Origin of the sequence: Mesorhizobium sp. BR1-1-3, from assembly GCF_020165455.1 — a bacterium.
Lineage (GTDB): Bacteria > Pseudomonadota > Alphaproteobacteria > Rhizobiales > Rhizobiaceae > Mesorhizobium > Mesorhizobium ciceri.
Genome location: NZ_JAIUIC010000010.1, coordinates 20,167 through 43,624, shown reverse-complemented (window position 1 = coordinate 43,624; position 23,458 = coordinate 20,167). Strand labels below are relative to the sequence as shown.

22 protein-coding genes and 2 pseudogenes are annotated in these 23,458 nt (G+C 63.2%); 11 read left to right on the top strand and 13 right to left on the bottom strand.

Annotated elements, in window-relative coordinates; all coding sequences use genetic code 11:
- Nucleotides 1–24 precede the first annotated feature (24 nt).
- A complete protein-coding gene (locus LB559_RS21575) occupies nucleotides 25–660 on the top strand; it encodes an FMN-dependent NADH-azoreductase (protein WP_224674932.1) in 636 nt (211 codons plus the stop codon).
- A 54-nt stretch (nucleotides 661–714) separates the two neighbouring features.
- Here the strand turns inward: LB559_RS21575 and LB559_RS21570 are convergent.
- Both LB559_RS21570 and LB559_RS21565 read right to left on the bottom strand, forming a co-directional pair.
- Nucleotides 715–1,013: pseudogene (locus LB559_RS21570) on the bottom strand (AzlD family protein).
- The gene (locus LB559_RS21565; protein WP_224674931.1) at nucleotides 1,010–1,744 is read right to left on the bottom strand and encodes an AzlC family ABC transporter permease; all 735 of its coding nucleotides are present in this window, start codon (nucleotides 1,742–1,744) and stop codon (nucleotides 1,010–1,012) included. Before LB559_RS21565 ends, LB559_RS21570 begins: the two are co-directional and overlap by 4 nt.
- 170 nt (nucleotides 1,745–1,914) lie before the next feature.
- Between LB559_RS21565 and LB559_RS21560 the strand changes: the two genes are divergently transcribed.
- From LB559_RS21560 to LB559_RS21535, 6 genes are all read left to right on the top strand, one after another.
- Complete coding sequence (locus LB559_RS21560; RefSeq protein WP_063168771.1) at nucleotides 1,915–2,373, top strand: Lrp/AsnC family transcriptional regulator; 459 nt, start codon at nucleotides 1,915–1,917, stop codon at nucleotides 2,371–2,373.
- A 126-nt stretch (nucleotides 2,374–2,499) separates the two neighbouring features.
- A complete protein-coding gene (locus LB559_RS21555; RefSeq protein WP_224674930.1) occupies nucleotides 2,500–3,702 on the top strand; it encodes an MFS transporter in 1,203 nt (400 codons plus the stop codon).
- Between the two features lie 96 nt (nucleotides 3,703–3,798).
- Nucleotides 3,799–4,407 carry a hypothetical protein gene (locus LB559_RS21550; RefSeq protein ID WP_224674929.1) on the top strand — a complete coding sequence of 203 codons (609 nt, stop codon included), beginning with the start codon at nucleotides 3,799–3,801 and terminating at the stop codon, nucleotides 4,405–4,407.
- 118 nt (nucleotides 4,408–4,525) lie between these two features.
- Nucleotides 4,526–4,789, top strand: a complete 264-nt coding sequence (locus tag LB559_RS21545) for a YMGG-like glycine zipper-containing protein (RefSeq protein WP_013530156.1) — start codon at nucleotides 4,526–4,528, stop codon at nucleotides 4,787–4,789.
- 56 nt (nucleotides 4,790–4,845) lie between these two features.
- Nucleotides 4,846–5,481 carry an outer-membrane lipoprotein carrier protein LolA gene (locus LB559_RS21540; RefSeq protein WP_063168774.1) on the top strand — a complete coding sequence of 212 codons (636 nt, stop codon included), beginning with the start codon at nucleotides 4,846–4,848 and terminating at the stop codon, nucleotides 5,479–5,481.
- A 92-nt stretch (nucleotides 5,482–5,573) separates the two neighbouring features.
- Nucleotides 5,574–5,783 (top strand): hypothetical protein, encoded by a 210-nt coding sequence (locus tag LB559_RS21535; protein ID WP_013530154.1) that lies wholly within the window; start codon nucleotides 5,574–5,576, stop codon nucleotides 5,781–5,783.
- A gap of 48 nt (nucleotides 5,784–5,831) precedes the next feature.
- Here LB559_RS21535 and LB559_RS21530 read toward each other — a convergent pair whose 3' ends face one another.
- Nucleotides 5,832–6,104: a hypothetical protein gene (locus LB559_RS21530; RefSeq protein ID WP_145923780.1), complete on the bottom strand. Its 273-nt coding sequence runs from the start codon at nucleotides 6,102–6,104 to the stop codon at nucleotides 5,832–5,834.
- On the opposite strand from LB559_RS21530, the gene LB559_RS21525 reads away from it, so the two are divergent.
- Complete coding sequence (locus LB559_RS21525; protein ID WP_224674928.1) at nucleotides 6,094–6,864, top strand: hypothetical protein; 771 nt, start codon at nucleotides 6,094–6,096, stop codon at nucleotides 6,862–6,864. The genes LB559_RS21530 and LB559_RS21525 overlap by 11 nt on opposite strands.
- A 147-nt stretch (nucleotides 6,865–7,011) precedes the next feature.
- Here the strand turns inward: LB559_RS21525 and LB559_RS21520 are convergent, their stop codons facing one another.
- From LB559_RS21520 to LB559_RS21490, 7 genes are all read right to left on the bottom strand, one after another.
- Nucleotides 7,012–7,311, bottom strand: a complete 300-nt coding sequence (locus LB559_RS21520; protein WP_024505488.1) for an HlyU family transcriptional regulator — start codon at nucleotides 7,309–7,311, stop codon at nucleotides 7,012–7,014.
- A 111-nt stretch (nucleotides 7,312–7,422) separates the two neighbouring features.
- Complete coding sequence (locus LB559_RS21515) at nucleotides 7,423–8,118, bottom strand: PadR family transcriptional regulator (RefSeq protein WP_013530152.1); 696 nt, start codon at nucleotides 8,116–8,118, stop codon at nucleotides 7,423–7,425.
- Between the two features lie 159 nt (nucleotides 8,119–8,277).
- Nucleotides 8,278–8,646 (bottom strand): thiol-disulfide oxidoreductase DCC family protein, encoded by a 369-nt coding sequence (locus tag LB559_RS21510; RefSeq protein WP_224674927.1) that lies wholly within the window; start codon nucleotides 8,644–8,646, stop codon nucleotides 8,278–8,280.
- A 131-nt stretch (nucleotides 8,647–8,777) separates the two neighbouring features.
- The gene (locus LB559_RS21505; protein WP_027162061.1) at nucleotides 8,778–9,071 is read right to left on the bottom strand and encodes a GYD domain-containing protein; all 294 of its coding nucleotides are present in this window, start codon (nucleotides 9,069–9,071) and stop codon (nucleotides 8,778–8,780) included.
- A 182-nt stretch (nucleotides 9,072–9,253) separates the two neighbouring features.
- The gene (gene rpoD, locus LB559_RS21500; RefSeq protein WP_013530149.1) at nucleotides 9,254–11,275 is read right to left on the bottom strand and encodes an RNA polymerase sigma factor RpoD; all 2,022 of its coding nucleotides are present in this window, start codon (nucleotides 11,273–11,275) and stop codon (nucleotides 9,254–9,256) included.
- 426 nt (nucleotides 11,276–11,701) lie between these two features.
- Complete coding sequence (dnaG, locus tag LB559_RS21495; protein ID WP_063168778.1) at nucleotides 11,702–13,639, bottom strand: DNA primase; 1,938 nt, start codon at nucleotides 13,637–13,639, stop codon at nucleotides 11,702–11,704.
- Between the two features lie 141 nt (nucleotides 13,640–13,780).
- On the bottom strand, nucleotides 13,781–14,152 hold the full coding sequence (locus LB559_RS21490) for an RcnB family protein (protein WP_013530147.1): 372 nt from the start codon (nucleotides 14,150–14,152) through the stop codon (nucleotides 13,781–13,783).
- Nucleotides 14,153–14,539: 387 nt separating this feature from the next.
- Between LB559_RS21490 and LB559_RS21485 the strand changes: the two genes are divergently transcribed.
- Nucleotides 14,540–16,204, top strand: a complete 1,665-nt coding sequence (locus tag LB559_RS21485; protein WP_013530146.1) for a Na/Pi cotransporter family protein — start codon at nucleotides 14,540–14,542, stop codon at nucleotides 16,202–16,204.
- Nucleotides 16,205–16,424: 220 nt separating this feature from the next.
- Nucleotides 16,425–17,609: an MFS transporter gene (locus LB559_RS21480; RefSeq protein ID WP_013530145.1), complete on the top strand. Its 1,185-nt coding sequence runs from the start codon at nucleotides 16,425–16,427 to the stop codon at nucleotides 17,607–17,609.
- 60 nt (nucleotides 17,610–17,669) lie between these two features.
- Here the strand turns inward: LB559_RS21480 and LB559_RS21475 are convergent.
- A pseudogene (locus LB559_RS21475) lies at nucleotides 17,670–19,885 on the bottom strand (heavy metal translocating P-type ATPase).
- Between the two features lie 105 nt (nucleotides 19,886–19,990).
- Between LB559_RS21475 and LB559_RS21470 the strand changes: the two are divergent.
- The gene (locus LB559_RS21470; RefSeq protein ID WP_013530143.1) at nucleotides 19,991–20,407 is read left to right on the top strand and encodes a MerR family transcriptional regulator; all 417 of its coding nucleotides are present in this window, start codon (nucleotides 19,991–19,993) and stop codon (nucleotides 20,405–20,407) included.
- Nucleotides 20,408–20,415: 8 nt separating this feature from the next.
- Here LB559_RS21470 and LB559_RS21465 read toward each other — a convergent pair whose 3' ends face one another.
- Nucleotides 20,416–20,973 carry a GNAT family N-acetyltransferase gene (locus LB559_RS21465; RefSeq protein ID WP_224674926.1) on the bottom strand — a complete coding sequence of 186 codons (558 nt, stop codon included), beginning with the start codon at nucleotides 20,971–20,973 and terminating at the stop codon, nucleotides 20,416–20,418.
- A 182-nt stretch (nucleotides 20,974–21,155) separates the two neighbouring features.
- Nucleotides 21,156–23,351, bottom strand: a complete 2,196-nt coding sequence (gene katG, locus LB559_RS21460) for a catalase/peroxidase HPI (RefSeq protein ID WP_224674925.1) — start codon at nucleotides 23,349–23,351, stop codon at nucleotides 21,156–21,158.
- Nucleotides 23,352–23,458: the final 107 nt, after the last annotated feature.

Genomic DNA, 23,458 nt, shown 5'->3' with positions numbered 1-23,458 from the left:
TCCAACCGCTGGAGAGAGCCCAAAATGTCCATTCTTCTTGTCACTTCGAGCCCGCGCGGCGCTGCCTCGCATTCGACCCGCATCGCCACCGAATTCGCCGAAAAGCTCGTCGCCGCCGATCCGTCGAACACGCTCGTCGTGCGCGACCTCGTCGCCAATCCGTTGCCGCACATCGATGCCGACTATGCGACGGGCATCTATACCCCGGCCGAAGCGCGCACCCCGCGCCAGGCTGAAGTCGTCGGCGTCTCCGATGTCGTGCTCGACGAGCTGTTCGCCGCCGACACGGTGATCCTGGCCACCGGCTTCATCAACTTCAACATCTCCTCGACCCTGAAGTCATGGGTCGACCACATCTCCCGCTCCGGCAAGAGCTTTTCCTATGGCGAGAACGGCCCCAAGGGTCTGGTCACCGGCAAGAAGGTCTATATCGTGCTAGCTTCCGGCGGCATCTATTCGGAAGGTGCGGCCGTGCAGTTCGATCACGCCATTCCCTACCTGCGTGGCGTGCTCGGCTTCCTCGGCATGACCGATGTCGATGTCATCCGCATCGAAGGCGTTGGCATGGGTCCTGACGCGGTGACAGCAGCGCTCGCCAAGGCGACCGCCAAGGTCGACGCCGTTGTGGCCGCCAGCCAGGGTGTCGCGGCTGCCGCGTAAACAGCCGAGATTTGTCCGCATCGAAGGCAGGCGTTCGCGCCTGCCTTTTGCGTTCTAGCCGATGAGGTGCCTCAGCAGACCAGCGGCGCTGACCCCGACCAGCACGGTCGGCAGCATGGAAAATCGCGTGGCTGCGACCAAGGTAATGGCCAGCGCTAAAAGGTCGGCAGGATTCCGCGACACAAGGCCGGTGCGATGACAGAGATCAGCACGCAGCCGGGCGCAGCTTCCATCACAGCCGTGGCACGGGCGCCCAGCGTGCGGTTGCGCAGGACGACATAGCCGCCGATCCGCGTCAGGTAAGTGACGCCGGCCATCAGCACGATGGTGAAAAGGGTCGTTGCATCGATCATGCATCACCCGCCATCAGCCAGGCCGCGACCAGACCCGACATGGCGCCGGCGGCGACATACCAGGCACCGGGAACGAAGAGATAGACCAGTGCTGCAACGACCAGGCTGACCAGCCAGGGCCGCGCCGCCGCCATACCCGTCCACATGCCGCGCATCAGCACCAGGAAGACAGCCGGGAACGCCATGTCAAAACCATAGGTCTCGACATGGCCGAGCATCGGACCGAGCAAGGCACCCAGCGTGGTGAAGGCCACCCAGGTGAGATACATCGCCAGCGCCGCGCCCATATAGTAGCGCGGGCTAAAGGCCGGCGTAATGCCGGCAGCAGTACGCTGTTTGGCATCGGCCAAGCCCAGCGCCCAGCTTTCATCGCACATAAGGAAAAGCGCCGGAAACACCTTGCGCCGTGGCAGGTCGCGCAGGAACGGCGCCAGTGCCGCACCCATCAGCAGGTGACGGCTGTTGACCAGGAAGGTGATGGCGACGATGAGCACGATGTGCGGCGGCGACGTCCACAACTGGATCGCCGCGAACTCCGAACCGCCGGCGAAGTTCAGCCCTGTCATGGCAGACAGTTCGACCGTGCTCAAGCCTTTCTGCGTGGCCTGGGCGCCAAGCACCAGCGCATAAGGGATGGTGCCGAACAGCACCGGCGCGCAGGACGCCACGCCACGGCGGAATTCGGATTTCGAACCATCTGCCACCGTCTCGACTGCCTGTGAAATGCTCATGTGTCTTCATCGGCTGACCTCGCGGCCGCCGCTTCCCTGCGTTTGAAATCAACTGATGTCGGCAGCAAACATACCGAAATCGGTCCGCAATTTGGTTGCGGAGATTGTTGTATTTCGCCCAATTCTGGCATTTTATGTTACAAATTTTCGAATAGATGGAATCTGTAGCCATGAAGCTGGATGAGATCGACAAGCGGATTCTGCGGGCGCTGCAGCGCGACGGCCGCATGGCCAACAATGATCTGGCCAATGAGGTCGGGCTGTCGCCATCGCCTTGCCTGCGTCGCGTGAAGCTGCTGGAGGAAGCCGGTGTCATCGACCGCTACGTCGCCGTGCTCAACCCGGCCAGCATCGGCAAGGGTCTGACCTTCTTCACCCGTATCTGGCTGAAGACGCAGGACGAGGACACGATCGAGCATTTCGCCACCGAAGTCGCCAAGCTGCCGCAGGTGATGGAGTGCTATCTGATGCTCGGCGATTGCGACGCCATGGTGCGCGTAGTGGCGGCCGGCATCGACGACTACCGCCGCTTCCAGTCGGAGCATCTGAGCCGCATCAAGGGCGTGCAGAACGTCAAGACCGACGTCCCAAGCCAGACGATCAAATACACGTCGGAACTGCCGGTCTGATCTGCTGAAAACTGCGTCGGGCCAGACTGGATAAAAAATGCAACCGGATTGTAGGATCAGCCTCGCTGCCGGCGTCCTTCGGATGCAAGCAGCGCTGAGCGCTGCCCTCTGGCATGGGAGATTTGAATGAGCTTTTCCTATCGTTGGGTCATCGTCGCGGCTGGCGCGCTGATGTCCTGTGTCGCCATCGGGACGATGTTTTCGCTGGCGATCTTTCTCGAGCCGATGGCGATCGACACCAACTGGTCGCGCGCCGGCATTTCGAGCGCCATGACGCTCAACTTCCTGGTGATGGGCCTTGGCGGCTTCGCCTGGGGCGCGATATCGGACCGTTTTGGCGCCCGCATCGTCGTGATGACCGGCGCGGTTCTGCTCGGGCTGGCGCTGGTGCTGGCCAGCCGGGCCGGTTCGCTGCTGAGCTTCCAGATTACCTATGGCGTGCTGGTCGGCCTCGCGGCAAGCGCCTTTTTCGCGCCGATGATCGCGCTGACCACAGGCTGGTTCGACACCAACCGCAGCCTCGCCGTCTCGCTGGTCTCGGCCGGCATGGGCGTGGCGCCGATGACGATTTCGCCCTTCGCCCGCTGGCTGATCTCCGCCTATGACTGGCGCACCGCCATGTTCGACATCGGCATTACCGCCTGGGTATTGCTGTTGCCGGCGGTGCTGCTGGTGCGCCAACCACCGAAGCCCGTCATGGCCGAGACCGGCTCCGCGCCGGTTGCCGAAGGCGCCGGCCTGACGGTCGGCAAGGCGCTGCGCTCACCGCAGTTCATCGTGCTGGGGCTGACCTTCTTTGCCTGCTGTGCGGCGCATTCCGGCCCGATCTTCCATATGGTCAGCTATGCCATGCTGTGTGGCGTCGCCCCCATGGCAGCGGTCTCGATCTACAGTGTCGAAGGCCTGGCAGGCCTCGGCGGCCGGCTCTTCTACGGCGTGCTGGCCGACCGGCTGGGCGTCAAGCCGGTGCTGATCGCGGGCCTGGCGATCCAGGCGATCGTCATTGCCGCCTATCTCTCGATCAGCCGGCTTGAGCAGTTCTACATGCTGGCCGTTATCTTCGGTGCCACCTATGGCGGCGTCATGCCGCTCTATGCGGTGCTGGCGCGCGAATATTTCGGCCAGCGCATCCTCGGCACCGTGTTCGGCGCCGCCACCATGCTGTCCAGCCTCGGCATGGCGCTGGGCCCGCTTGCCGGCGGCATGGTGTTCGACGCCTACGCCAACTATTCCTGGCTGTTCATCGGCTCGGCTCTTATCGGGCTCGGGGCGGTCGGCATCGCCATCGCGTTTCCGCCGCTGCCGCGCAGGGAGTTGCAGCCGGCTTAGTCCGCGTCGATTTCCACACCTTGCTGGCCGGGCGCGCAATCAGCCTGGCCCGTTCGGTTCACTGCGGATCCTGTCCCCTGTTTCATCCGTTCCCCCTTGCGCGAGGCAGTTTACGGGCAACGTTTGCACCAAGCGATCTCGACTGAGCTCGCGCATCCAGTCCACGCCAGAGAGGACACCCTGATGGTCGAACATCCGAGTGGAAGCGAAAGCAACAGAATTGCCGCAAGCGCTGTTGCCGACGACGATCCGCGTCTTGCATTCATTTATCAGGAAGCAGTGAGAGGTCTCACGCAACAGCAAACCCTTGTGGAGAACATGAGCAGCCGCGCCGGCAGCCTTGTCTTCGCCACCGCCTTCGCAAACTCGTTGCTTGGCGGTGCGGCCCTTTCCAACGGGCTCGGGCCTTGGGACTGGATTGCGGTGGCCCTGCTGTTCGGCATTGGCGGGCTGATCGTCTTCATGCTTTGGCCCTACCACCAATACACATTCCGCTTCGATCCCGAAGAGTTGCTTGATCAATATGTCGACGGCGACAGGCCGACGACGATGTCGGCCATGCGCCGCGCGCTTGCGCTTCGCATCAAAGCGGACATGGCCGGCAACTGGCGAATTATCCAGCGGCTGCGGGTGGCGCTGCAGATTGCGCTGCTGTTTCTGCTGCTCGATATCCTGGCCTGGCTTTTGGCGATTGCAGGCGTTTGAGCCGGAGGGCACACGGGTCCGCCACGGCCCGGCGCTTGACGGACAGGCAACCCACGATGGATCGAAAAGCTTTCTTGAGCATTTAAGCTTTGGCTAATAGTAGCCCAGGAGAGAACCAATGAAAAAGACGCTGCTCATTTTGAGCCTGCTCATTCCGCTCTCGGCGTGCTCCCGTACAGAACAAGGCGCTGCCGTCGGCGGCTTGGGTGGCGCAGCGGTAGGCGCCGCGGTGGCCGGCGATCCTGTGCAAGGGGCGGTTGTTGGCGGTGCGGTTGGCGCGATAGCCGGGGCCGTCATCGGGCACGCCAGCGAAGCCGGCCAGTGCAGATATCGCGATCAGTATGGCCGGGTTTACGTTGCACGATGCCCGGAGGGTTACTGACCTGGAGGCGCGGGATCTCTTTCGATCACGCGCCTGCTCCGGAGGTGGGATAAGCGATGGGCTATCGGATCAAAGTACTGCTGGGTTGCTGGTTCGCCGTTGCCAGCGCTGCCGCGATGTATGCGGCATCCACCGCCGCGATCTCCGCCGCGCCTGTTGATGGCAAGACGATTGCCGATCACCTCTCATCGGTAAAGTCCATGTCCGGGGACTTCGTCCAGTCGGGTCCAAATGCGGAGAGGACCCGTGGCAGGTTTTTTCTACAACGCCCCGGCAAGATCCGATTCAACTATGCAGGCCAATCAGGGATCAGCGTGATTGCAGATGGCAAATCCCTGGTGGTTTATAACAGAAAGCTGAAGACATCGCGGCTTTATGCTCTCTCGAAGACGCCGCTTAAGCTGCTGCTCGACAATAAGGTCGACTTCTCCGGCAATCGCGTGAAAAGCATCAGGGACGATGGCGCCCAAGTTACCGTCAAGCTGGCCGACAGATCGACCTTCGGCAATTCGAGCATCTCCATGGTGTTCGACAGTAAATCTCTCGATCTGCGCAGATGGAGCCTCACCGACGAGAAGGGACTTACCACAACGGTGACTATATCAAATGTGAAGCAGGGCGTTCGCGCTCCCGAGGGCACCTTCGTGATCGATTACACGGCAAACCGTGAATTCAACACGACAACGAAATAGCCGAAGCCGCGGGCATATTCCCTGGCCGGAACCAATGCGATCACCAGCGGTTTAGTCCATGAAGGGACCGGAACCGCAAAGGACGCGGCGCAATGATTGAAATTCACAGCATGGAAGCGGCCAAAGCCAGACTGCGTATAAGGAGAGCTGAGCACTCTTTGAAGTGCGCGAACGACTTGCTGGATGAGGAAGGTGGCGTCGCCCTCAATCTGGCATTGTGCAGCCGGATAAGGGCCGCGCAAAGGCACCTGATCGAGGCAAGGGCACGCCTGATGACGATCGATCCCGCCAGGACGAATTGACCCGCTGGCGGTCGCGATCTGCGACCTCCAGCGGAGAGGTGGTCCTGCCTACCCAAAAATCCGATCGCCCTGCTCGTCGACCAACTGGATGCCCTCCTTGATCGAGATGTCCACGGCGTCGTCGAGCGGAGAGTTAAAGAAGGTTGTATCAGACAGACCTAAGGCGATAGTAGTTATTCGTCGGTAAGTGGGGCTTTTCATCGTGACAACTCGCCTGGGTCCGCTGGTAACCTTTTGCTTGATCGCCTTTGTCGCCTTGACTGCAACTGCATCGGCCGTCGCAAAGCAGAAAGCGCCCGAAGAATGGCCGATGAACTTCATTCTGGTTCGGAACGGCGATTGCAACGTCAACTGCGTCCAATGGATATCTGCCGAGGGCATAATAAAACCTGATACCGCCAAGCAATTTGAGAAATTTCTGCGGAAACTGAAGGGAGAAAGGCTTCCTGTCGTGTTTCAGTCTGGCGGCGGGAACGTGGATGCGGCGCTCGAAATGGGACACATGATCCGCGCCGCCGGCCTCGAAACTGCGATAGGCAGGACGCAGTTGAACGGCTGCCCGATGCTGGTGCCACGCTGTCCGCAAAAGATGGTCAGGAACGGCTGGTCGGAAGGGGAAGTTCATTCTGGTGGGGCGTACTGTTTCTCGGCCTGCCCATGGGCCTTGGCTGGGGGCCAGGTCCGCGCCGCAGCTGCCAATGCCCGGATCGCCGTCCATCAGATAACGAACGGCCGGAAGACACCCCGAATGCACAACGGCAGAAGAAGCCTTGATGAGATTTCGACGGTGCCTGATCCGGCGCTGAAGCAGTTGCTGTCCGACTATTTCGACGAAATGGGCGTCAACAGCGCCGATGTGTTCGCCATGATGGGGCTGGCAACGCCGCAGGGCCTTTATAACGTCTGGGACGCTGAAGCGCTCAAATCAGGCATCATAACGAAAGTCTACTCGTACTCGGAAGAACCGGGCTACGTCATCGGTGGAACGAATGTTGCCGATCCGGCCGATCCCACGCCGGCGGCTACTCCAGTGCCGGCGGTTACCACAATGCCGGACGAACTCATGCATTTACTGCCATAGCAAGGCGGCCTGTAGAGTGAGCCGGCTTTGATGGCATTGCGGAGACCAGGCCTTGTTTGGCGTTCCTAACACGCTTGACAGCATCTTCACGCTGATCGGTTGGGCTCATTGCGAGATGCCGAAGATTTTCGCCTCGACCGGTCCTGCCTATCCAAAAACCCGATCGCCCTGCTCGTCGACCAGTTGGATGCCCTTCTTGATCGAGATGTCGACGGCGTCGTCGAGCCCGGCAAAGCGGTCGGCGCGGATGAATTTGTGTTCCTTCACCACGCCGTCGATCTCCTTGGAGACGACGCCGCAGGTCTGGTACTGGCCATCGGCCTTGTAGGGCGTGGCGCTGATCAGAAAGCCCTTGTGCTCGACCTGCTTGGCTGGCGCTGCACTCGTCGGCTCAGCCGTCTGGGTTCCGCCGCCGCCACCGCCGAAAAGACGCTTCAGAAAAGACATCGGACTTCCTCCAACAGCATTCATCCCGCACCATGTAGAGTGACGCGGGATGAATTTCACTATCGGTCCTTGGCCCAGCGGGCAAGGGCGGCGTCCCATCGGCGGACGAGCTTACTTGTGCGACAGCGCTTCCAGCGCCTCGGCGGCGGCTTCGAGGATGGCGATGGCCTCGGCCTGCTTGTCGGCCGGGGCGTCGACGAAGTCGCCCAGAGCCGCGCGCAGCCGGTGACGGACTGCGCGGAATTCGTCGCGCGCTTCCGAACGATCCCCGCGGCCACCGCGGCCGCCACGACGCCCGCCCTCTTCGCTCTCGTCGTTCCAGCCGAACCAGTCGCGCGCCTTGGCCATTTTGCGGCCGAAGCGTTCGAGATGGTCGAGCACGCCGTCGATCATCTCGCGGTTGTCGGCGAGATGCGCCTGGCCCGCCTCGGTGATCGAAAACACCTTCTTGTTGCCGTCGGCGGCGGAGGCGGCATAGCCGGCCTCTTCCAGGAAGGTCAGCGTCGGGTAGACCACGCCCGGGCTCGGGCTGTAGATGCCGCTGGTGCGCTCTTCCAGGGCCTTGATGATGTCGTAGCCGTGACGCGGCGCTTCGGCCAGCAGCGACAGCGTGATCAGCTTGAGGTCGCCGTCGGCCAGCATGCGTCCGGCGCGGAACATGTCGCCCGGACCGCCGCGCCCGCCACCACGGCCGCCGTGGCCGAACGGGCCAAAGCCGCCGCCCCCTCTGCCACCGAATTTGCCGGCCATGTGCATGAACATGCGCTCGCCGAAATGACCGCGCCCGAAATGATTGTGTTTGTGCATTGATTGCTCCTTGAGTTGTATCTTACGATATATCTTAATTAGGCAAGTCAATCGATGGAGTCAAGATATATCTTACGATGTATCTGAATGCAGCACCAGCGGGCTCGATTTTCCAGTCTCGGCCGCTTCGTTGCGAACGGCGGCCACCGATAAATTCGGCTACCAGCGCCCCTTGTGCCGGTTCCAGGCATAGAGAAGATCGGCAAAGCGATCGTAGGCAAAGCGTGTCAGCGGCAAGGCAACCCGATTGCCGAACAGCGTCGCCAGCCAGCCCTCGCCCGGCGTGACCTTCCATACCGCGATGGCGACATCGGCGCCGACCAGCAGTCGGCCCTCGGCATCGGTGGCGTGCAGCCGGCGGCGGATATCCTCAAGCGACGCGCCATGTCCGGCAAGCGCTGCCGGTTCAAGATTGATGTCTCGGAACTCGATCCGCCCAGCCTTGACCGCTTCGATCAGCCGCCGCTTCTGCCTGCTGATCCCGGCATCGCAGACCGGGCAGCGCGTATTGTACCAGACGGTCAGCATAGTTCCGGCATTTGGTTGGTAGCGCAAACTTGAAGGACCACGAACGATCGGGCGCCGTCAAGACGTCGCTCGGTCGCTCGCGCGAAGGAGAATGTATCGGGCCAGCCGGTCCGGCCCTTCCGCTACGGGCTTTATCCGAGCGAGGTGACGATCTCGCGGTAGGCCAATTCGGGAAAGGCCTTCAGCGTCCGCGTCCTGACATTGCCGGCCGCCGCCAGCATCAGCGAGAAGCGCGCCAGCACCGCGTCGTCGGGCGCTTCGACCACCGCCACCATGTCGTATTCGCCCATGGTCAGGTAAAACGCCTTGAACGATCCGCCCATGTCTCCCAGTTGCCTCCTGGCGGCGTCGAGCCGCTTCGGTGACTCGCGCACGTTTCTGGCACCCTGCTCCGTCCAGTTCATCAGCACGATGTAGCTTGTCATGGCACACCTCCCTCCGGGGCCACGGAGCACGGCGGCTTCGCCGGGGCGGGCATCCGGGTTATCGCCCAGAAATGCATCCGACAGCGAAATTATCCTCCCGAAGGGCCTGGCCCGCAAGAGTCACGCCCAACAAACAAAAAAGGGCGCCATCGGCGCCCTTGAACTCTTTGCATCGGTAAGTCTCAGCTATCCAGGAAGCTGCGCAGCTTGCGCGACCTGCTCGGGTGCTTGAGCTTGCGCAGCGCCTTGGCTTCGATCTGGCGGATACGCTCGCGGGTAACCGAGAACTGCTGGCCGACTTCTTCCAGCGTGTGGTCGGTGTTCATGCCGATACCGAAGCGCATTCTGAGCACGCGCTCCTCGCGCGGCGTCAGCGAGGCCAGCACGCGCGTGGTGGTCTCGCGCAGATTGGCCTGGATCGCCGCGTCGATCGGCAGGATCGCCATCTTGTCCTCGATGAAATCGCCCAGATGCGAATCCTCCTCGTCGCCGACCGGCGTTTCGAGCGAGATCGGCTCCTTGGCGATCTTCAAGACCTTGCGCACCTTTTCGAGCGGCATGGCAAGCTTTTCGGCCAGTTCTTCCGGCGTCGGCTCGCGGCCGATCTCGTGCAGCATCTGGCGCGAGGTGCGCACGATCTTGTTGATCGTTTCGATCATGTGCACCGGAATGCGGATGGTGCGCGCCTGATCGGCGATCGAACGCGTGATCGCCTGCCGGATCCACCACGTCGCGTAGGTCGAGAACTTGTAACCACGGCGGTATTCGAATTTGTCGACCGCCTTCATCAGGCCGATATTGCCTTCCTGGATCAGGTCGAGGAACTGCAGGCCGCGATTGGTGTATTTCTTGGCGATTGAGATGACGAGGCGCAGATTGGCCTCGACCATTTCCTTCTTCGCGATCGCCGCTTCGCGCTCGCCCTTCTGCACCTGGTTGACGATCTTGCGGAATTCCAGGATCGAGATCGCCGTTTCGGTGGCGAGGTTCTGGATCTCGGCGCGCAGGTCCTTGATCGCATCCTTTTCGTTCTTGGTGAATTCCTTCCAGCCGCGCGAGGTCAGGTTGCCGATCGAGCGCGTCCAGTTCGGGTCGAGCTCGGAACCCTGATATTCCTTCAGGAACTCTTCGCGACGCACGCCGTAGCTTTCGGCGAGCCTGAGCAGCTTGCCTTCGTTCTGCACCAGGCGCTTGTTGATGTCGTAGAGCTGCTCGACCAGCGCCTCGATGCGCGCCGTGTTGAGCGACAGCGACTTCACCGCCTTGATCAGTTGGTCCTTCAGTTCCTTCAGCCGGCGATCCTGGCTGGGCGACAGCGTGCCGGCCGCGGCCAGACGGTTCTCGACCTGCTGGTCCTGCAGCTTGCGCAGCTTTTTGTAGGTGTCGGCGATAACGTCGAGCGTCTCCATCACCTGCGGGCGGAGTTCCGCTTCCATCGCGGCCAGCGACAGGCTCGCTTCGTCCTCGTCTTCGTCGTCGTCATCCGTCAGCCCACGCGTATCGGCGCCGACATTGGTGATGTCGTCTTCGTCGTCGCGCGAACGGCGCGGCTTGTCCTCGACCTTGGCTTCCTCGACGCGCTCGACCACCGGCGCCTGCTTGGCCTCGGGGCCGGCATAGGTGGCTTCGAGATCGATGATCTCACGCAGCAGGATCTTGGATTCGTTGAGTTCGTCGCGCCAGATGATGATGGCCTGGAAGGTCAGCGGGCTTTCGCACAGACCCGCGATCATCGTCTCGCGGCCGGCCTCGATGCGTTTGGCGATGGCAATTTCGCCCTCGCGCGACAAAAGCTCCACCGAGCCCATCTCGCGCAGATACATGCGCACCGGATCGTCGGTGCGATCGGTCGGTTCTTTCTTGGTGGTGGTGGCGGCGACCGCGGTGCCGGTCTGCTCAGCCAACTCGTTGGCGTCTTCCTCGGCATCGGCCGCGGTGTCGGCGGCCTCGGGCTCCTCGCCCTGCTCGTCGTCCTCGACCACGTTGATGCCCATGTCGGACAGCATCGCCATCGTGTCCTCGATCTGCTCGGAGGTCACTTCCTCTGAGGGCAGCACCGAATTCAGCTCGTCCATGGTGACATAGCCGCGCTTCTTGGCGGCCTTGATCATCTTCTTGACAGCATCATCGGAAAGGTCGAGCAGAGGGCCATCGGTGGCGCCTTCGCGTTCGGTTTCGACCTCTTCCTTTTCCTTTGTCGCCATAGTCTTTATCTTCTCCTAGCGGCCGAACTTCAAAGCCGCGTAAGCTGTCGGACCAGTCAAATCGGATGCGCTCGCTTATGAAACGCGCTTCACCGGGCCAGTAACTGCATCAACTCGTTTCGTTTGGTGTATGTCGTTGCCCCAAAACCGGGTTTCCCCTTTTTGGGCGACATCCATTAAGTCCAGATTAACCCTGATATCTGTGGCAGGCGGGCTGCCTGTCCAGTGACCAGTACCTCACATCGCTTATTTCCCGTCGACGCGGGTTCGGGTTAACGTTTCGAATCGTCCTGATTCCGCCAATCTGCCAGAAGGTCAAGCGCCTCTCGCATGATTCGCATGAAAAAAGCGAATCAATTACCCGACTTAGCCCGTTACGCGCCATTTCGACGCGCAACGACGCTTTCTCAATTCACTCGCTTCCAACTAAGCTCGCCCTGCCCTGCCCGAGGAGACGCCAAACCCTTCGATCAGCGCTTCCGTGGCTTGCACATCCTGGAATTGCGCCTGAATTTCGATCAGGTGCCGGTAGTTTTCGTCTGTGGGATCGGTGGCGAGCGCCGCTTCCGCCTGTTTCAGTTCCTTATGTAAGGTGCGCGCGCTGCGCTGCAAGTGCAGCGCCTGGCTGAAAGCATCGCGGGCATCTTCGAGGGCGGCGGTCTCCAGCGCCGGCCATTGCCGCATTCGCCGGATCAGGCCGACCGCCCGCTCCCAGATCTCGGCGCAGCCGGCGCGTTCGATCGTCGCAATCACCGCCTGCCGGTCATTGGCCATGTCATGCGCCATTGCATCGAGGATTGCCGCATGCAGCCGCCTCAGATCGGAGTTGGCAAGATCGAGAAACTCGATATGGGCGAAATTCTCGTCGATCAGTGCCGGATGGTTGACCAATGCGACGATGATCGTCGCCTCGCGCACCGACATCCCCTCGCCGCCGCGTTTGACCAAAGCCGACTGGCCGAGACTTTCGGTGATCGCAATGCGGCCGCCACCGCTCTTGGCGAACTGCCCGCCGGGAGCGGCTGCCTTGCCCTGGCCCGGGCGCCCATCCTGGCGGCCGCTTTGCCTGGTGCCGCGCTGCGAGCCGAAGAAGCTCAACACGCGCTCGCGCATCTCCTGTTGATAATGGTAGCGGAGACTTTCATCGCGGATGCGGCTGGTCAGTTCGCGCAGCGTCTTCTCGAGCTCGGCCCGCCGCTCCGGCGTATCGAAGACGCCGCCCGCCGTCTCACGCATCCATAAAAGGTCGACCAGCGGCCGCGCCTCGGCCAGAACGCTACGAAACGCATCCGGTCCTTCGGCCTTGACCAGATCGTCGGGATCCTTGCCTTCCGGCAGCAGCGCGAAACGCGCCGAGCGGCCGGCCTGCACCGACGGCAGCGCCATGTCGGCGGCCCGCCACGCGGCCTTCAACCCGGCCTTGTCGCCGTCGAAGCATAACATCGGCTCCGGCGCCATGCGCCACAGCAGCTCGAGCTGGTTCTCGGTAAGCGCGGTGCCGAGCGGCGCCACGACATTCTCGAAGCCGGCCTGCGCCAGCGCGATGACATCCATATAGCCTTCGACGGCGATGACCGTGCCGCCCTTGGCCAAGGCCTTGCGGGCGCGGGCGAAATTATAAAGCACGTTGCCCTTGTGGAAGAGCTCGGTGTCGGGCGAGTTCATGTATTTGGCCAGCGCATCGGGCTGCAGCGCGCGGCCGCCAAAGGCGATGATCTTCCCCCTGGAATCCGGGATCGGAAACATGATGCGGTCGCGGAACCAGTCATAGGAAACCGGGATGTCGTCGCCGTGGCGCACCAGTCCGCAGGCCTCGATATCGGCTTTCGGCACGCCCCTGGCGGCGAGATGCTCCTTCAGCGCATTGCGGCTGTCGGGCGCAAAACCGAGCCGGAACGATTGCTGCGTCGCCGGCGTCAGGCCGCGGTCGCGCAGATAGGCACGCGCCTTGGCGCCTTCCGGTCCCTGCAGCCGTTCCTGGAAGAAGGCGGTCGCCATCTCCATGACGTCGGTCAGGCTGGCGCGTTCCTTTTCGCGCCGCTCCTCCTGCGCGTCGCGGACCGGCATCGGCACCCCGGCCATGTCGGCGATCTTCTCGACCGCCTCGGGAAAGCTCATCCCGTCCAGTTCGGTGAGGAACTTGAAATGATCGCCCGAGACCGAACAGCCGAAACAGTGGTAGCGGCCCTTCTTGTCCTCGCAGTGGAAGGAAGGGCTCTTCTCGCCATGAAACGGGCAGCACGCCCAATAGTCGCCGCGCGGCGCGTTGGTCTTCTTGCGGTCCCACGCGACGCGCTGGCCGATCACCGATGAAATCGGCACGCGGTCGCGTATCTCGTCGAGGAAGGCGGGTGGAAAGCGCATCGGGGAACTCGTTTCCCGATTATATAATCACGCCCGCGAAATCCGACGACCCTTAATGCGGGCCATACCCGGTTTCCACAGGCAAAAAGAAAGGCGGCCGTAGCGGGCCGCCTCCCTTTTCAATGTCCGGCAAGGTGCCGATTAATGCGCGGCAAGCGCGCCGAAGATGACGCCGGAGAGGATGCCGACCAGGACATAGTCGTTGCCGACGCGGATCCATTCCTGGCCGCGGCCGGGGCGATGCAGGCCGTAGCGGCCATAGTCGCGGATCGGCTGATGGCGCTTCCAGCCGGAATATTTCTGGCCATGCCGCCAGTTGTTGCGCTTCACGACGACGACCTTCTTCTTGTAAACGCGCTTCCTCACATCGCTGTGGTGGCCGGGCTTCTGCCAGTCGACCTGGCTGTAGTTCGACTGCGGCGCGTTCGGCGCATTCAGCGGTGCGGCCTGGCCGGTGAGCGACGTGGCGGCCAGCATCGAGAAAGCGAGTGCGGAAAGGACGATGCGTTTCATGAGAAGTCTCCTTGGTTGTCGATATCGAAGCAGTAGCTGCCCATCGATGAACCGAAACTGAACGCACGCATTACAATTATGTAATGGATTCCTTGATTTACCCAAGGAAGCTGAACATGATCGCAAAGGCAGGAGCCAGTCGCACCGCAAACTCGGCCTATCCGCCGCTTCGCGCCCGCCCCGCAATGCAACCATTTGCGCGTCCGTCCATTCTCCGACACCGCCTGTCGCGCGGCAACGGCCCTTGAAATCGACAAGATTTTATTATCCGGCTAAAATATTCGAGCTATTATAAGTCACCGCCATGAACATGATTCGTTCCCTCGTTTTTCCTTCTGATCGCCACGCAAAACAGGGCGGGCGCCCTGTTTGCATGCGGGGGACGAAATGAGCGGGTCCGTCGTCCTTCTGCATCTGGCCGGCGCCGTGGCGCTGATGCTGTTTGCCACCCGCATGGTGAAGACCGGCGTTGAACGCGCCTATGGCGACGTGCTGCGCCATCGCCTCCGCGCCACCATGCGCAATCCGATCATGGCGGTGCTGGCCGGCACCGGCCTTGCCATCGCCCTGCAGAGCTCCACCGCCGTCACGCTGCTGGTCGGCTCCTTCGCCGGCTCTGGCATCGTCTCTGGCGCCGCGGGCCAATTGGCGGTGCGCGGCGCCGAGATCGGCTCGGCGCTGGTGGTCAAGCTGCTGACCTTCGACCTCACCTTGCTGGTGCCGCTGTGCCTGATCACCGGCACGGTCATGTTCATGGCCACCGAGCGGCGCGACTGGCGCCAGTCCGGCCGCATCCTGGTCGGCATCGGCCTTCTGATCCTGTCGCTGGAGATGATCGGCCAGGCATCGGAGCCCCTGCGCAACAGCCAGCTCATGCCGGTCATCATCAACTACTTCTCGACCGATTCCATCACCGCCTATCTGCTGGCGGCACTGATCACCTGGCTGTTCCAGTCGAGCATCGCGGCGGTGCTGTTGATGGCGACGCTGGCAGGCCGTGGCCTGATCACGCCCGAACTTGGCGTCGTTCTCATCCTTGGCGTCAACCTCGGCTCCTCGATCATCGCGCCGATGCTGACCCGCTCGTCGAGCCCCGAAGTGCGCGTCGTGCCGATCGGCAATCTCCTGATGCGCGGGCTTGGCTCGCTGGTCATGCTGATCCTGGTCATGATCTTCAGGCCGCACTTCGCCTTTCTCGGTTCGACGGCGGCGGACCAGATCGTCAATGCCCACATCCTGTTCAATGTGCTGATCCTGCTCGCCGGCCTGCCGCTGGCAGGCTTCGTCTACCGCGCTTCGGAGAAGATCGTCGCACTTGGCACCAAGCCCGTGCCGGCCGCCTCGCTTGACGTCGTCGAGCTGTCCGCGCTCAACGAAAGCGCGCTCGACGTGCCGAGCCAGGCGCTGGCCAATGCCACCCGCGAGGTGGTGCGGGTCTGCGAGACGATCGAGATCATGCTCAAGCGTATCATCGAACTCTATGAAAGTGCCGACGCCGACAAGATCAAGGCGCTGGCCGCACTCGACGACCGCGTCGACCGCAAGCACGCCGCGATCAAGCTCTACCTCGCCAAACTGACCAGGAACCCGCTGACCGAGGACGAGGCGCTGCGCTGCCAGGAACTGATCGGCGCCTGCGTCAAGCTCGAGCAGGTCGGCGACATCATCGTGCGCAACATGCTGGTGCATGTGAAGAAGAAGTTCGAGCGCGGACTGGAATTCACCGACGAGGGCTGGGCCGAGCTGTGCGCCTTCCATGGCTCGGTTCTGGCCAATGCGCGGCTTGCCTTCAACGTTCTGGTGTCGCGCGATCCCGAGACCGCCCGTCAGCTGGTGCTGGAAAAGGACCGGCTGCGCGACCGCGAAAAGGAAACCAGCGCCAGCCATTTCGTGCGGCTGCGCGACGGCACCGCCAAGAGCGTCGAAACCAGCTCGATCCATCTCGACACCATCCGCGACCTGAAACAGATCAATTCGCTGCTGGCCTCGATGGCCTATCCGGTGCTTGAAGAGCGCGGCCTGCTGACGGGGTCGCGGTTGAAAGCGAGCTGAAGAATAGCAATCCCCCACGAGGCCTCCGGAGAGAGAGGAAGGGAGCGCGCTTGGATAGGTTCGCGCGCTTCCTTTACCCCGGCCATCTCCCCCACAAGGGGGGAGATTGGCGCTTCACCGCCTCGCCCCCACTGAAGAAAACCTAAACTCGCGACAAAAATTTCTGGATTGCCCGCAAAGCCCATCCGTGGTTTGAGGCGCTTCCAGCTAAGGCTTCCCCATGTCGCTTCCGCTCATCGCCCTGTTCATCGCCGCCTTTGCCTTCGGCACCACCGAATTCGTCATTGCCGGCGTGCTGCCGCAGGTGGCGCAAGGCCTGGGCGTCTCGGTTCCCTCCGCCGGCTATCTCGTCTCCGGCTATGCCGGCGGCATCGCCATCGGCGGTCCGCTGCTGGCGCTCGCCACCAAGTCATTGTCGCGCAAGACCTTGCTGCTCGGCCTCGCCATCGCCTTCACCATTGGCCAGGCGGCTTGCGCGCTGGCGCCCGATTTCACCTCGATGCTTCTGTTGCGCATTGCCGTGGCGGTCGCGCATGGCGCCTATTTCGGCGTCGCCATGGTCGTCGCCGTCGGTCTCGTGCGCGAGGACCAGCGCGGCATGGCTGTCGCCGTCATCCTGTCCGGCCTCACCGTCTCCAACGTCATCGGCGTGCCGGCCGGCACCGCGATCGGCAACATCTGGGGCTGGCGTGCGACTTTCTGGGTGATGTGCGCGCTGGGTGTCGCGGCAACGCTTGCCATGGCAGCCCTTTTGCCGCGCACCACCGGCTCATCGGCCAAGCCCGCCGGCTTCGCCCGCGAGGTCCGCGTGCTGGCCCGCCAGCAGGTCTGGACATCGCTGATCCTGATGCTGATGCTGATGATCGGCCAGTTCGGCCTGTTCACCTACATCACCCCGACACTGCTCGAAGTCACCGGTCTCGACGAGAACCTGGTGCCGTGGGTGCTGCTGCTCAACGGCGTCGGCGCGACCCTTGGAGTCTTCCTCGGCGGCAAGCTCTCCGACTGGAAGCTGATGCCGTCATTGATCACCATGCTGGCCCTGCAGGCGGTGACGCTTGGCGTGATCTATGCCGTCAGCCCCTATCCCCTGCCGATGGTTGTGGCGATCGTCATCTGGGGCGGTCTCAACTTCGCCATCGGCACGCCGATCCAGACCCGCATCCTGGCCTGGACGGCAGATGCTTCCAACCTCGCTTCGTCGCTCATTCCGTCCGGCTTCAATGTCGGCATCGCGCTGGCCGCTTCGTTGGGCGCCGCGATGCTGAACAGCGGCTATGGCTACCGCAGCCTGCCGCTGCTCGGCGCCATCGCCATGCTGGTCGCCGTGGCAGTGGCGCTCGCCTCTTATGTCTGGGAAGGGCGCAGCAACGCCACGCCGCCGCTGACAGCCCCAGCCGAGTAGATCCCGATCCGGAAAGTGGACGCCGGTTTTCCGAAAAGATCGTGATCAACCAAAAACACTTCACCCGCGCCAGCGCAGCAGGCGCATGGCGTTGGCGGTGACCAGCACGGTCGCGCCGGTATCGGCCAGGATCGCCGGCCACAGGCCGGTGATGCCCAAAATGGTGGTGACCAGTAACACCGCCTTCAGCCCCAGCGCCACGGTGATGTTCTGGCCGATATTGGCCATCACCGCCCGCGACAGTTTCACCATACGCGCGACGTCCATGACGCGGCCGTGCAGGATCGCCGCGTCCGCGGTCTCCAGCGCCACGTCGGTGCCGCCGCCCATGGCAATGCCGATATCGGCGGCCGCGAGCGCCGGCGCGTCGTTGATGCCGTCGCCGACCTTGGCGACCTTGAAACCCTCGCGCTGCAATTCGCCGACGATGCGCTGCTTGTCCTGGGGCAACAGGTCCGCCCGCGCCTCGATGCCGAGCGAAGCGGCGATGGCTTGCGCCGTGCGACTGTTGTCGCCGGTCAACATCACCGTGCGGATGCTCTCGGCCTCCAGCGCCGCGATCCCGGCCGCAGCATCCGGCCGCGGCTCGTCGCGCATGGCAATCAGCCCGGCCACCACGCCATCGGCGACCAGCACTGACACCGTCTTGCCCTGGCCGTTGAAGCTGTCGACGGCGAGGCGCTGCGCTTGCGTCATGTCGGCGCGTTCGCCCGCCGCCTGGCCGGAGCCGAGGAAGACGGCGACGCCGCCAACGCTGCCCTCGACACCCTTGCCCGAGATTGCCTTCGCCGCGAGAGCCGGCGGCACCGGCGCCTTGTCGGCCTTGGCCCGGTCCAGGATCGCCATCGCCAACGGATGGCTGGAGCCCTGCTCCAGTGCTGCCGCCAGCGCCAGCACGGTGCGTTCATCCCTTCCATACGCCACGATGTCGGTGACGACAGGCTTGCCTGCGGTCAGCGTACCGGTCTTGTCGAAGGCGACCGCCGTGAGCCGGCGAAAGCCTTCCAGCACCGCACCGCCTTTCATCAACAGGCCACGCCGCGCGCCGGTCGCCAGGCCCGCGGCGATTGCCGCCGGGGTCGAGATGACCAGCGCGCAGGGGCAGCCGATCAGCAGGATCGCAAGGCCCTTGTAGATCCATTCGTTCCAGTCGCCGCCGGCAAGCAGCGGCGGCAACAATGCCACCAGCGCACCGACCGCCAGCACCGCCGGCGTGTAGGTGCGCGAGAAGCGGTCGATGAAGCGCTCTGTCGGCGCCTTGGCTTCCTGCGCCTCCTCCACCAGCCGCGCGATTCGGGCGATGGTGTTGTCGGAAGCGGCCGCCGTCACCCGCACCTTGAGCACGCCGTCGGTGCTGATCGTGCCGGCAAAGACGGCGTCCGTAGCGCCCTTGCGCTTCGGCGTGCTCTCGCCGGTCACCGGCGCCTCGTCGATTTCGCTCGCGCCCTCGATGATCTCGCCATCGGCCGGGATGCGGTCGCCCGGCCGCACCAGGATGATGTCGCCGACCGCAAGGTCTTCGGCGGGACACTCCGATGTGCCGCCTGCGCGCTCGACCAAGGCCGTCTTCGGCACCAGACCGGCAAGTCCCTGGATGCTCGCCCGCGCCCGGCCGGCGGCGACACCCTCCAGAAGCTCGCCGATCAGGAAGAGCACCACCACGGCGGCGGCCTCTTCAGTGGCACCGATCATCACGGCGCCTATCGCCGCGATGGTCATCAGCATCTCGATCGAAAACGGCGTGCCGGCCAATGCCGCCATCAGCGCGCGCCGTGCGATCGCCACCAGGCCGACCAACAGCGCGGCCAGGAACACCCCGCGTTCCGCCACCGGGAACAGATGGCCGATGCCGTATGCGGCGAGAAGCGCTGCCGCGCAGGCGAGCGTCAGCACCGCCCGGCGGGAACGCCACCACGCCTGCCCCGTCTCGGAATGGCCATGATCGGGATCGGGATCGTGGCTCGCATGATCGTGGCCTTCATGGTCATTGTGGACGTGATCGGCGTGCGCCTTGTCTGACATCGGCGATACATGTGCCTCGGCCCTGACGATGCCGTAGCCGAGCCGAGCAACCTGCTGCAGCACCCTGTCTTCCGGCAACGCGCCGCCATGGCTGACCGTCATGCTGGCACACCGGTCACCGAAACCGAGACATCGGCGACGCCGTCTAGGCGACGCACCGCCGTATCGATCTTGGTTGCGCAAGAGGCGCAATCCATGCCGCCGATCTTGAACCGCGTCTGCCTGATTTTTACCTGGTCGAGGGGCGCCGTCATCACATCACCTGTCTGTCTTGCCCGCGCGGCGTCGCCGTATGGGTCTTGAACGCTGATGTCAGGCACTGTAATTGCTCTAGTCACTAGAGCTTCAAGAGGCAATTCATGTTTTCGATCGGTGATCTCTCGCGCCGCACCGGGGTCAAGGTGCCGACCATCCGCTACTACGAGCAGATGGGCCTTGTTGCCGCACCCGAGCGCTCGGAAGGCAACCAGCGCCGCTATTCCAGGCAGGAGCTGGAGCGGTTGGCCTTCATCCGCCACGCCCGCGATCTCGGTTTCGCCGTCGAGGACATCCGCTCTCTGATCGATTTGAGCGGCCACCCCGAGCAACCCTGCGGCCACGCCGACAAGATCGCAGAGGAGCAACTGATCTCGGTGCGGGAAAAGATTGCCCAGTTGAAGCGGCTCGAGGCCGAGCTCGAACGCATCGCCACGTGCTGCAATGGCCAGACGGTCGGCGATTGCTACGTCATCCGCGCGCTGTCGGATCATGCGCTGTGCGCCGATGAGCATGGTTGAGATACATCCTACAGCTCGATCCGGAACCGCAAGCTTTCTGCTCCGCCATAGGCGGCGTCCTCGAAAAAGCGTTCGACGAGCTTGCCGCCATTGGCCAGGATCACCTTGTGCGAGGCCGGATTGCCCGGTTTGGCGGTGATCTCGACGTGAGTCAGGCCGACCGCCCTCGCCTCCTCCAGCATCAGGCGCAGCGCCTGTGTAGCGTAGCCGCGCCGCCGCTTCCACGGCACCACCGCATAGCCGATATGGCCGAGCACATGCGGCGGCAGGTCCGACGTGCCCTTCTGCCAGCGAAAGCCGATCGAGCCCGACGCCTCGCCGTCCCAGATCCAGCGGCGGAAGCCCGGCAGGCGCGGCACCTTTTTGCCGTCGGGCAAGGTGATCGGACCGCCCCCGGCCTGGGGATCATCGAGGTCGGCGAGAAAAGCCACGGGATCCCTTTCGATTGCCGCAAGCTGCTCGCGCGTCGCTTCCAGCAATCGCACATTGTCCGGCGACCAGCCGCGTTCGAGTGCCGCCTTGTAGGACGGCAGATGTTCGAGCGCGGGTTTGACGATTTCGATCATGGTGCACCGGTGCAGACGCGATGCCCACAAAATAGCATGCTTGACCAGGGAGGCACGGTCCACCAAAGCGCGGCCCTATACGACAGAGGCCGCGCTCCCATCACTGGAAACGCGGCCCTGGCGTTGTGTCCTTGGGAGGACCGGCGATCCGGCGCGGCCGCGCCGGAGCACCTTTAGCGATCTCAGGCGATGTCGAAGCGGTCGGCGTTCATCACCTTGGTCCATGCCGCAATGAAATCCCTGGTGAATTTCGCCTTGGCGTCCGCCGACCCGTAGACCTCGGCAAGCGCGCGCAATTGGGCGTGCGAGCCGAAGATCAGGTCGGCACGGGTGCCGGTCCACTTGACCGCCTTGGTCTTGCGGTCACGCGCCTCGTAGACTTCGTCGGAGCCGGCGGCCGGATCCCAGATCGTGTTCATGCTGAGCAGGTTGACGAAGAAGTCGTTGGTCAACGTACCCGGCCGGTCGGTGAACACGCCGTGCTTCGAGTTGGCCGTGTTGGCGCCGAGCACACGAAGACCGCCGACCAGCACCGTCATTTCGGGTGCGGTCAGCGACAGCAATTGCGCCCGGTCGACCAGCATGGCTTCGACCGACATCGGCTGCTTGCCCCTGACATAGTTGCGGAAGCCATCGACTTTCGGCTCGAGCGCGGCAAAGGAATGGACATCCGTCTGTTCCTGTGAAGCATCCATGCGACCGGGCGTGAACGGCACCTTGGCCTCGTGGCCGCCATCCTTCGCCGCCTTCTCGACAGCGGCGACACCGCCGAGAACGATGAGGTCGGCCAGCGAGATCTTTTTCCCGCCGGTCTGTGCCGCGTTGAACTCCTTCTGGATGGCTTCCAGCCTGGCCAGCACCTTCGACAGTTCCGCCGGCTGGTTGACCTCCCAATCCTTCTGCGGCGCCAGCCGGATGCGTGCACCATTGGCACCACCGCGCTTGTCGGAATTGCGGAACGTCGAGGCCGAGGCCCACGCCGTCGAGACCAATTCGGAAACCGACAGGCCCGATGCCAGGATCTTCGCCTTCAGCGACGCAATGTCCTGCTCGCCGACCAGTTCGTGGTCGACCGCGGGGATCGGATCCTGCCAGATCAGCTCTTCCTTCGGCACGAGCGGGCCGAGATAGCGAACGACCGGCCCCATGTCGCGATGGGTCAGCTTGAACCATGCGCGGGCAAACGCGTCGGCGAACTGGTCCGGATGCTCATGGAAGCGCCGCGAGATCTTCTCGTAGGCCGGATCGACCCGCAGCGCGAGATCGGTCGTCAGCATGGCAGGCGCGCGGCGCTTGGACGGATCGTGGGCATCCGGCACGGTTCCGGCGCCGGCGCCGCCCTTCGGCGTCCACTGATGCGCGCCCGCCGGGCTCGTGGTCAGCTCCCATTCGAAGTTGAACAGATTGTCGAAGAAGTTGTTGCTCCACTTGGTCGGCGTCGTGGTCCAGGTCACCTCGAGGCCCGAGGTGATGGCATCGCCGGCGATGCCCGTGGCATGCTTGCTCGACCAGCCGAGGCCCTGCGCCTCGATGCCGGCGCCTTCCGGCTCCGCACCCACAAGCGAGGCATCGCCGGCGCCGTGGGTTTTGCCGAAGGTGTGGCCGCCGGCGATCAGCGCCACGGTCTCCTCGTCGTTCATGGCCATGCGGCCGAACGTCTCGCGAATATCGCGTGCCGAGGCCAGCGGATCCGGCTTGCCGTTCGGCCCTTCCGGATTGACATAGATCAGACCCATCTGGACGGCGCCGAGATGGCCCTGGAGTTCGCGGTCGCCGGAGTAGCGCTTGTCGTCGAGCCACTTGGTTTCCGAACCCCAATCGACGTCCTGTTCGGGTTCCCAGACGTCGGCGCGGCCGCCAGCAAAACCGAAGGTCTTGAAGCCCATCGATTCCAGCGCGACGTTGCCGGTGAGGATCAGCAGGTCGGCCCAGGAGATCTTGCGCCCATATTTCTGCTTGACCGGCCACAGCAGCCGGCGCGCCTTGTCGAGATTGGCATTGTCCGGCCAGCTGTTGAGCGGAGCAAAACGCTGCTGGCCGGCCCCGGCGCCGCCACGGCCGTCGCCGATGCGGTAGGTGCCGGCACTGTGCCAGGCCATGCGGATGAACAGCGGCCCGTAATGGCCGAAGTCGGCCGGCCACCAATCCTGCGAATCCGTCATCACCTGGTGCAGGTCCTTGATCACCGCATCGAGATCGAGCGACTTGAATTCCTCGGCATAGTCGAACTCTTCGCCCATCGGGTCCGAAAGGTTCGACTGCTGATGCAGAACGCCAAGGTCCAGTTGGTTCGGCCACCAGTCACGGTTCGTCCTGCTGGAGGATCCGTGCGCAACGGGGCATTTGCCGGCACTGGGATCATCGGTCTGTGCGTCCATGTTCTTCTCTCCGATCGTGGCTGTGTTGAGCTGTTCAACTGCTGCGTGAACAGGGACACAAAAATGTCCCTGTAGGCGGTCCGTTTCATGGCTGGCGCGATGACCTG

What these genes read in the sequence shown, in the direction of transcription:
- LB559_RS21575 (WP_224674932.1), top strand. Translation starts at nt 25, where the DNA reads ATGTCCATTCTTCTTGTCACTTCGAGCCCGCGCGGCGCTGCCTCGCAT.
- LB559_RS21565 (WP_224674931.1), bottom strand. Translation starts at nt 1,744, where the DNA reads ATGAGCATTTCACAGGCAGTCGAGACGGTGGCAGATGGTTCGAAATCC.
- LB559_RS21560 (WP_063168771.1), top strand. Translation starts at nt 1,915, where the DNA reads ATGAAGCTGGATGAGATCGACAAGCGGATTCTGCGGGCGCTGCAGCGC.
- LB559_RS21555 (WP_224674930.1), top strand. Translation starts at nt 2,500, where the DNA reads ATGAGCTTTTCCTATCGTTGGGTCATCGTCGCGGCTGGCGCGCTGATG.
- LB559_RS21545 (WP_013530156.1), top strand. Translation starts at nt 4,526, where the DNA reads ATGAAAAAGACGCTGCTCATTTTGAGCCTGCTCATTCCGCTCTCGGCG.
- LB559_RS21540 (WP_063168774.1), top strand. Translation starts at nt 4,846, where the DNA reads ATGGGCTATCGGATCAAAGTACTGCTGGGTTGCTGGTTCGCCGTTGCC.
- LB559_RS21535 (WP_013530154.1), top strand. Translation starts at nt 5,574, where the DNA reads ATGATTGAAATTCACAGCATGGAAGCGGCCAAAGCCAGACTGCGTATA.
- LB559_RS21525 (WP_224674928.1), top strand. Translation starts at nt 6,094, where the DNA reads ATGAACTTCATTCTGGTTCGGAACGGCGATTGCAACGTCAACTGCGTC.
- LB559_RS21530 (WP_145923780.1), bottom strand. Translation starts at nt 6,104, where the DNA reads ATGAAGTTCATCGGCCATTCTTCGGGCGCTTTCTGCTTTGCGACGGCC.
- LB559_RS21520 (WP_024505488.1), bottom strand. Translation starts at nt 7,311, where the DNA reads ATGTCTTTTCTGAAGCGTCTTTTCGGCGGTGGCGGCGGCGGAACCCAG.
- LB559_RS21515 (WP_013530152.1), bottom strand. Translation starts at nt 8,118, where the DNA reads ATGCACAAACACAATCATTTCGGGCGCGGTCATTTCGGCGAGCGCATG.
- LB559_RS21510 (WP_224674927.1), bottom strand. Translation starts at nt 8,646, where the DNA reads ATGCTGACCGTCTGGTACAATACGCGCTGCCCGGTCTGCGATGCCGGG.
- LB559_RS21505 (WP_027162061.1), bottom strand. Translation starts at nt 9,071, where the DNA reads ATGACAAGCTACATCGTGCTGATGAACTGGACGGAGCAGGGTGCCAGA.
- rpoD (WP_013530149.1), bottom strand. Translation starts at nt 11,275, where the DNA reads ATGGCGACAAAGGAAAAGGAAGAGGTCGAAACCGAACGCGAAGGCGCC.
- dnaG (WP_063168778.1), bottom strand. Translation starts at nt 13,639, where the DNA reads ATGCGCTTTCCACCCGCCTTCCTCGACGAGATACGCGACCGCGTGCCG.
- LB559_RS21490 (WP_013530147.1), bottom strand. Translation starts at nt 14,152, where the DNA reads ATGAAACGCATCGTCCTTTCCGCACTCGCTTTCTCGATGCTGGCCGCC.
- LB559_RS21485 (WP_013530146.1), top strand. Translation starts at nt 14,540, where the DNA reads ATGAGCGGGTCCGTCGTCCTTCTGCATCTGGCCGGCGCCGTGGCGCTG.
- LB559_RS21480 (WP_013530145.1), top strand. Translation starts at nt 16,425, where the DNA reads ATGTCGCTTCCGCTCATCGCCCTGTTCATCGCCGCCTTTGCCTTCGGC.
- LB559_RS21470 (WP_013530143.1), top strand. Translation starts at nt 19,991, where the DNA reads ATGTTTTCGATCGGTGATCTCTCGCGCCGCACCGGGGTCAAGGTGCCG.
- LB559_RS21465 (WP_224674926.1), bottom strand. Translation starts at nt 20,973, where the DNA reads ATGATCGAAATCGTCAAACCCGCGCTCGAACATCTGCCGTCCTACAAG.
- katG (WP_224674925.1), bottom strand. Translation starts at nt 23,351, where the DNA reads ATGGACGCACAGACCGATGATCCCAGTGCCGGCAAATGCCCCGTTGCG.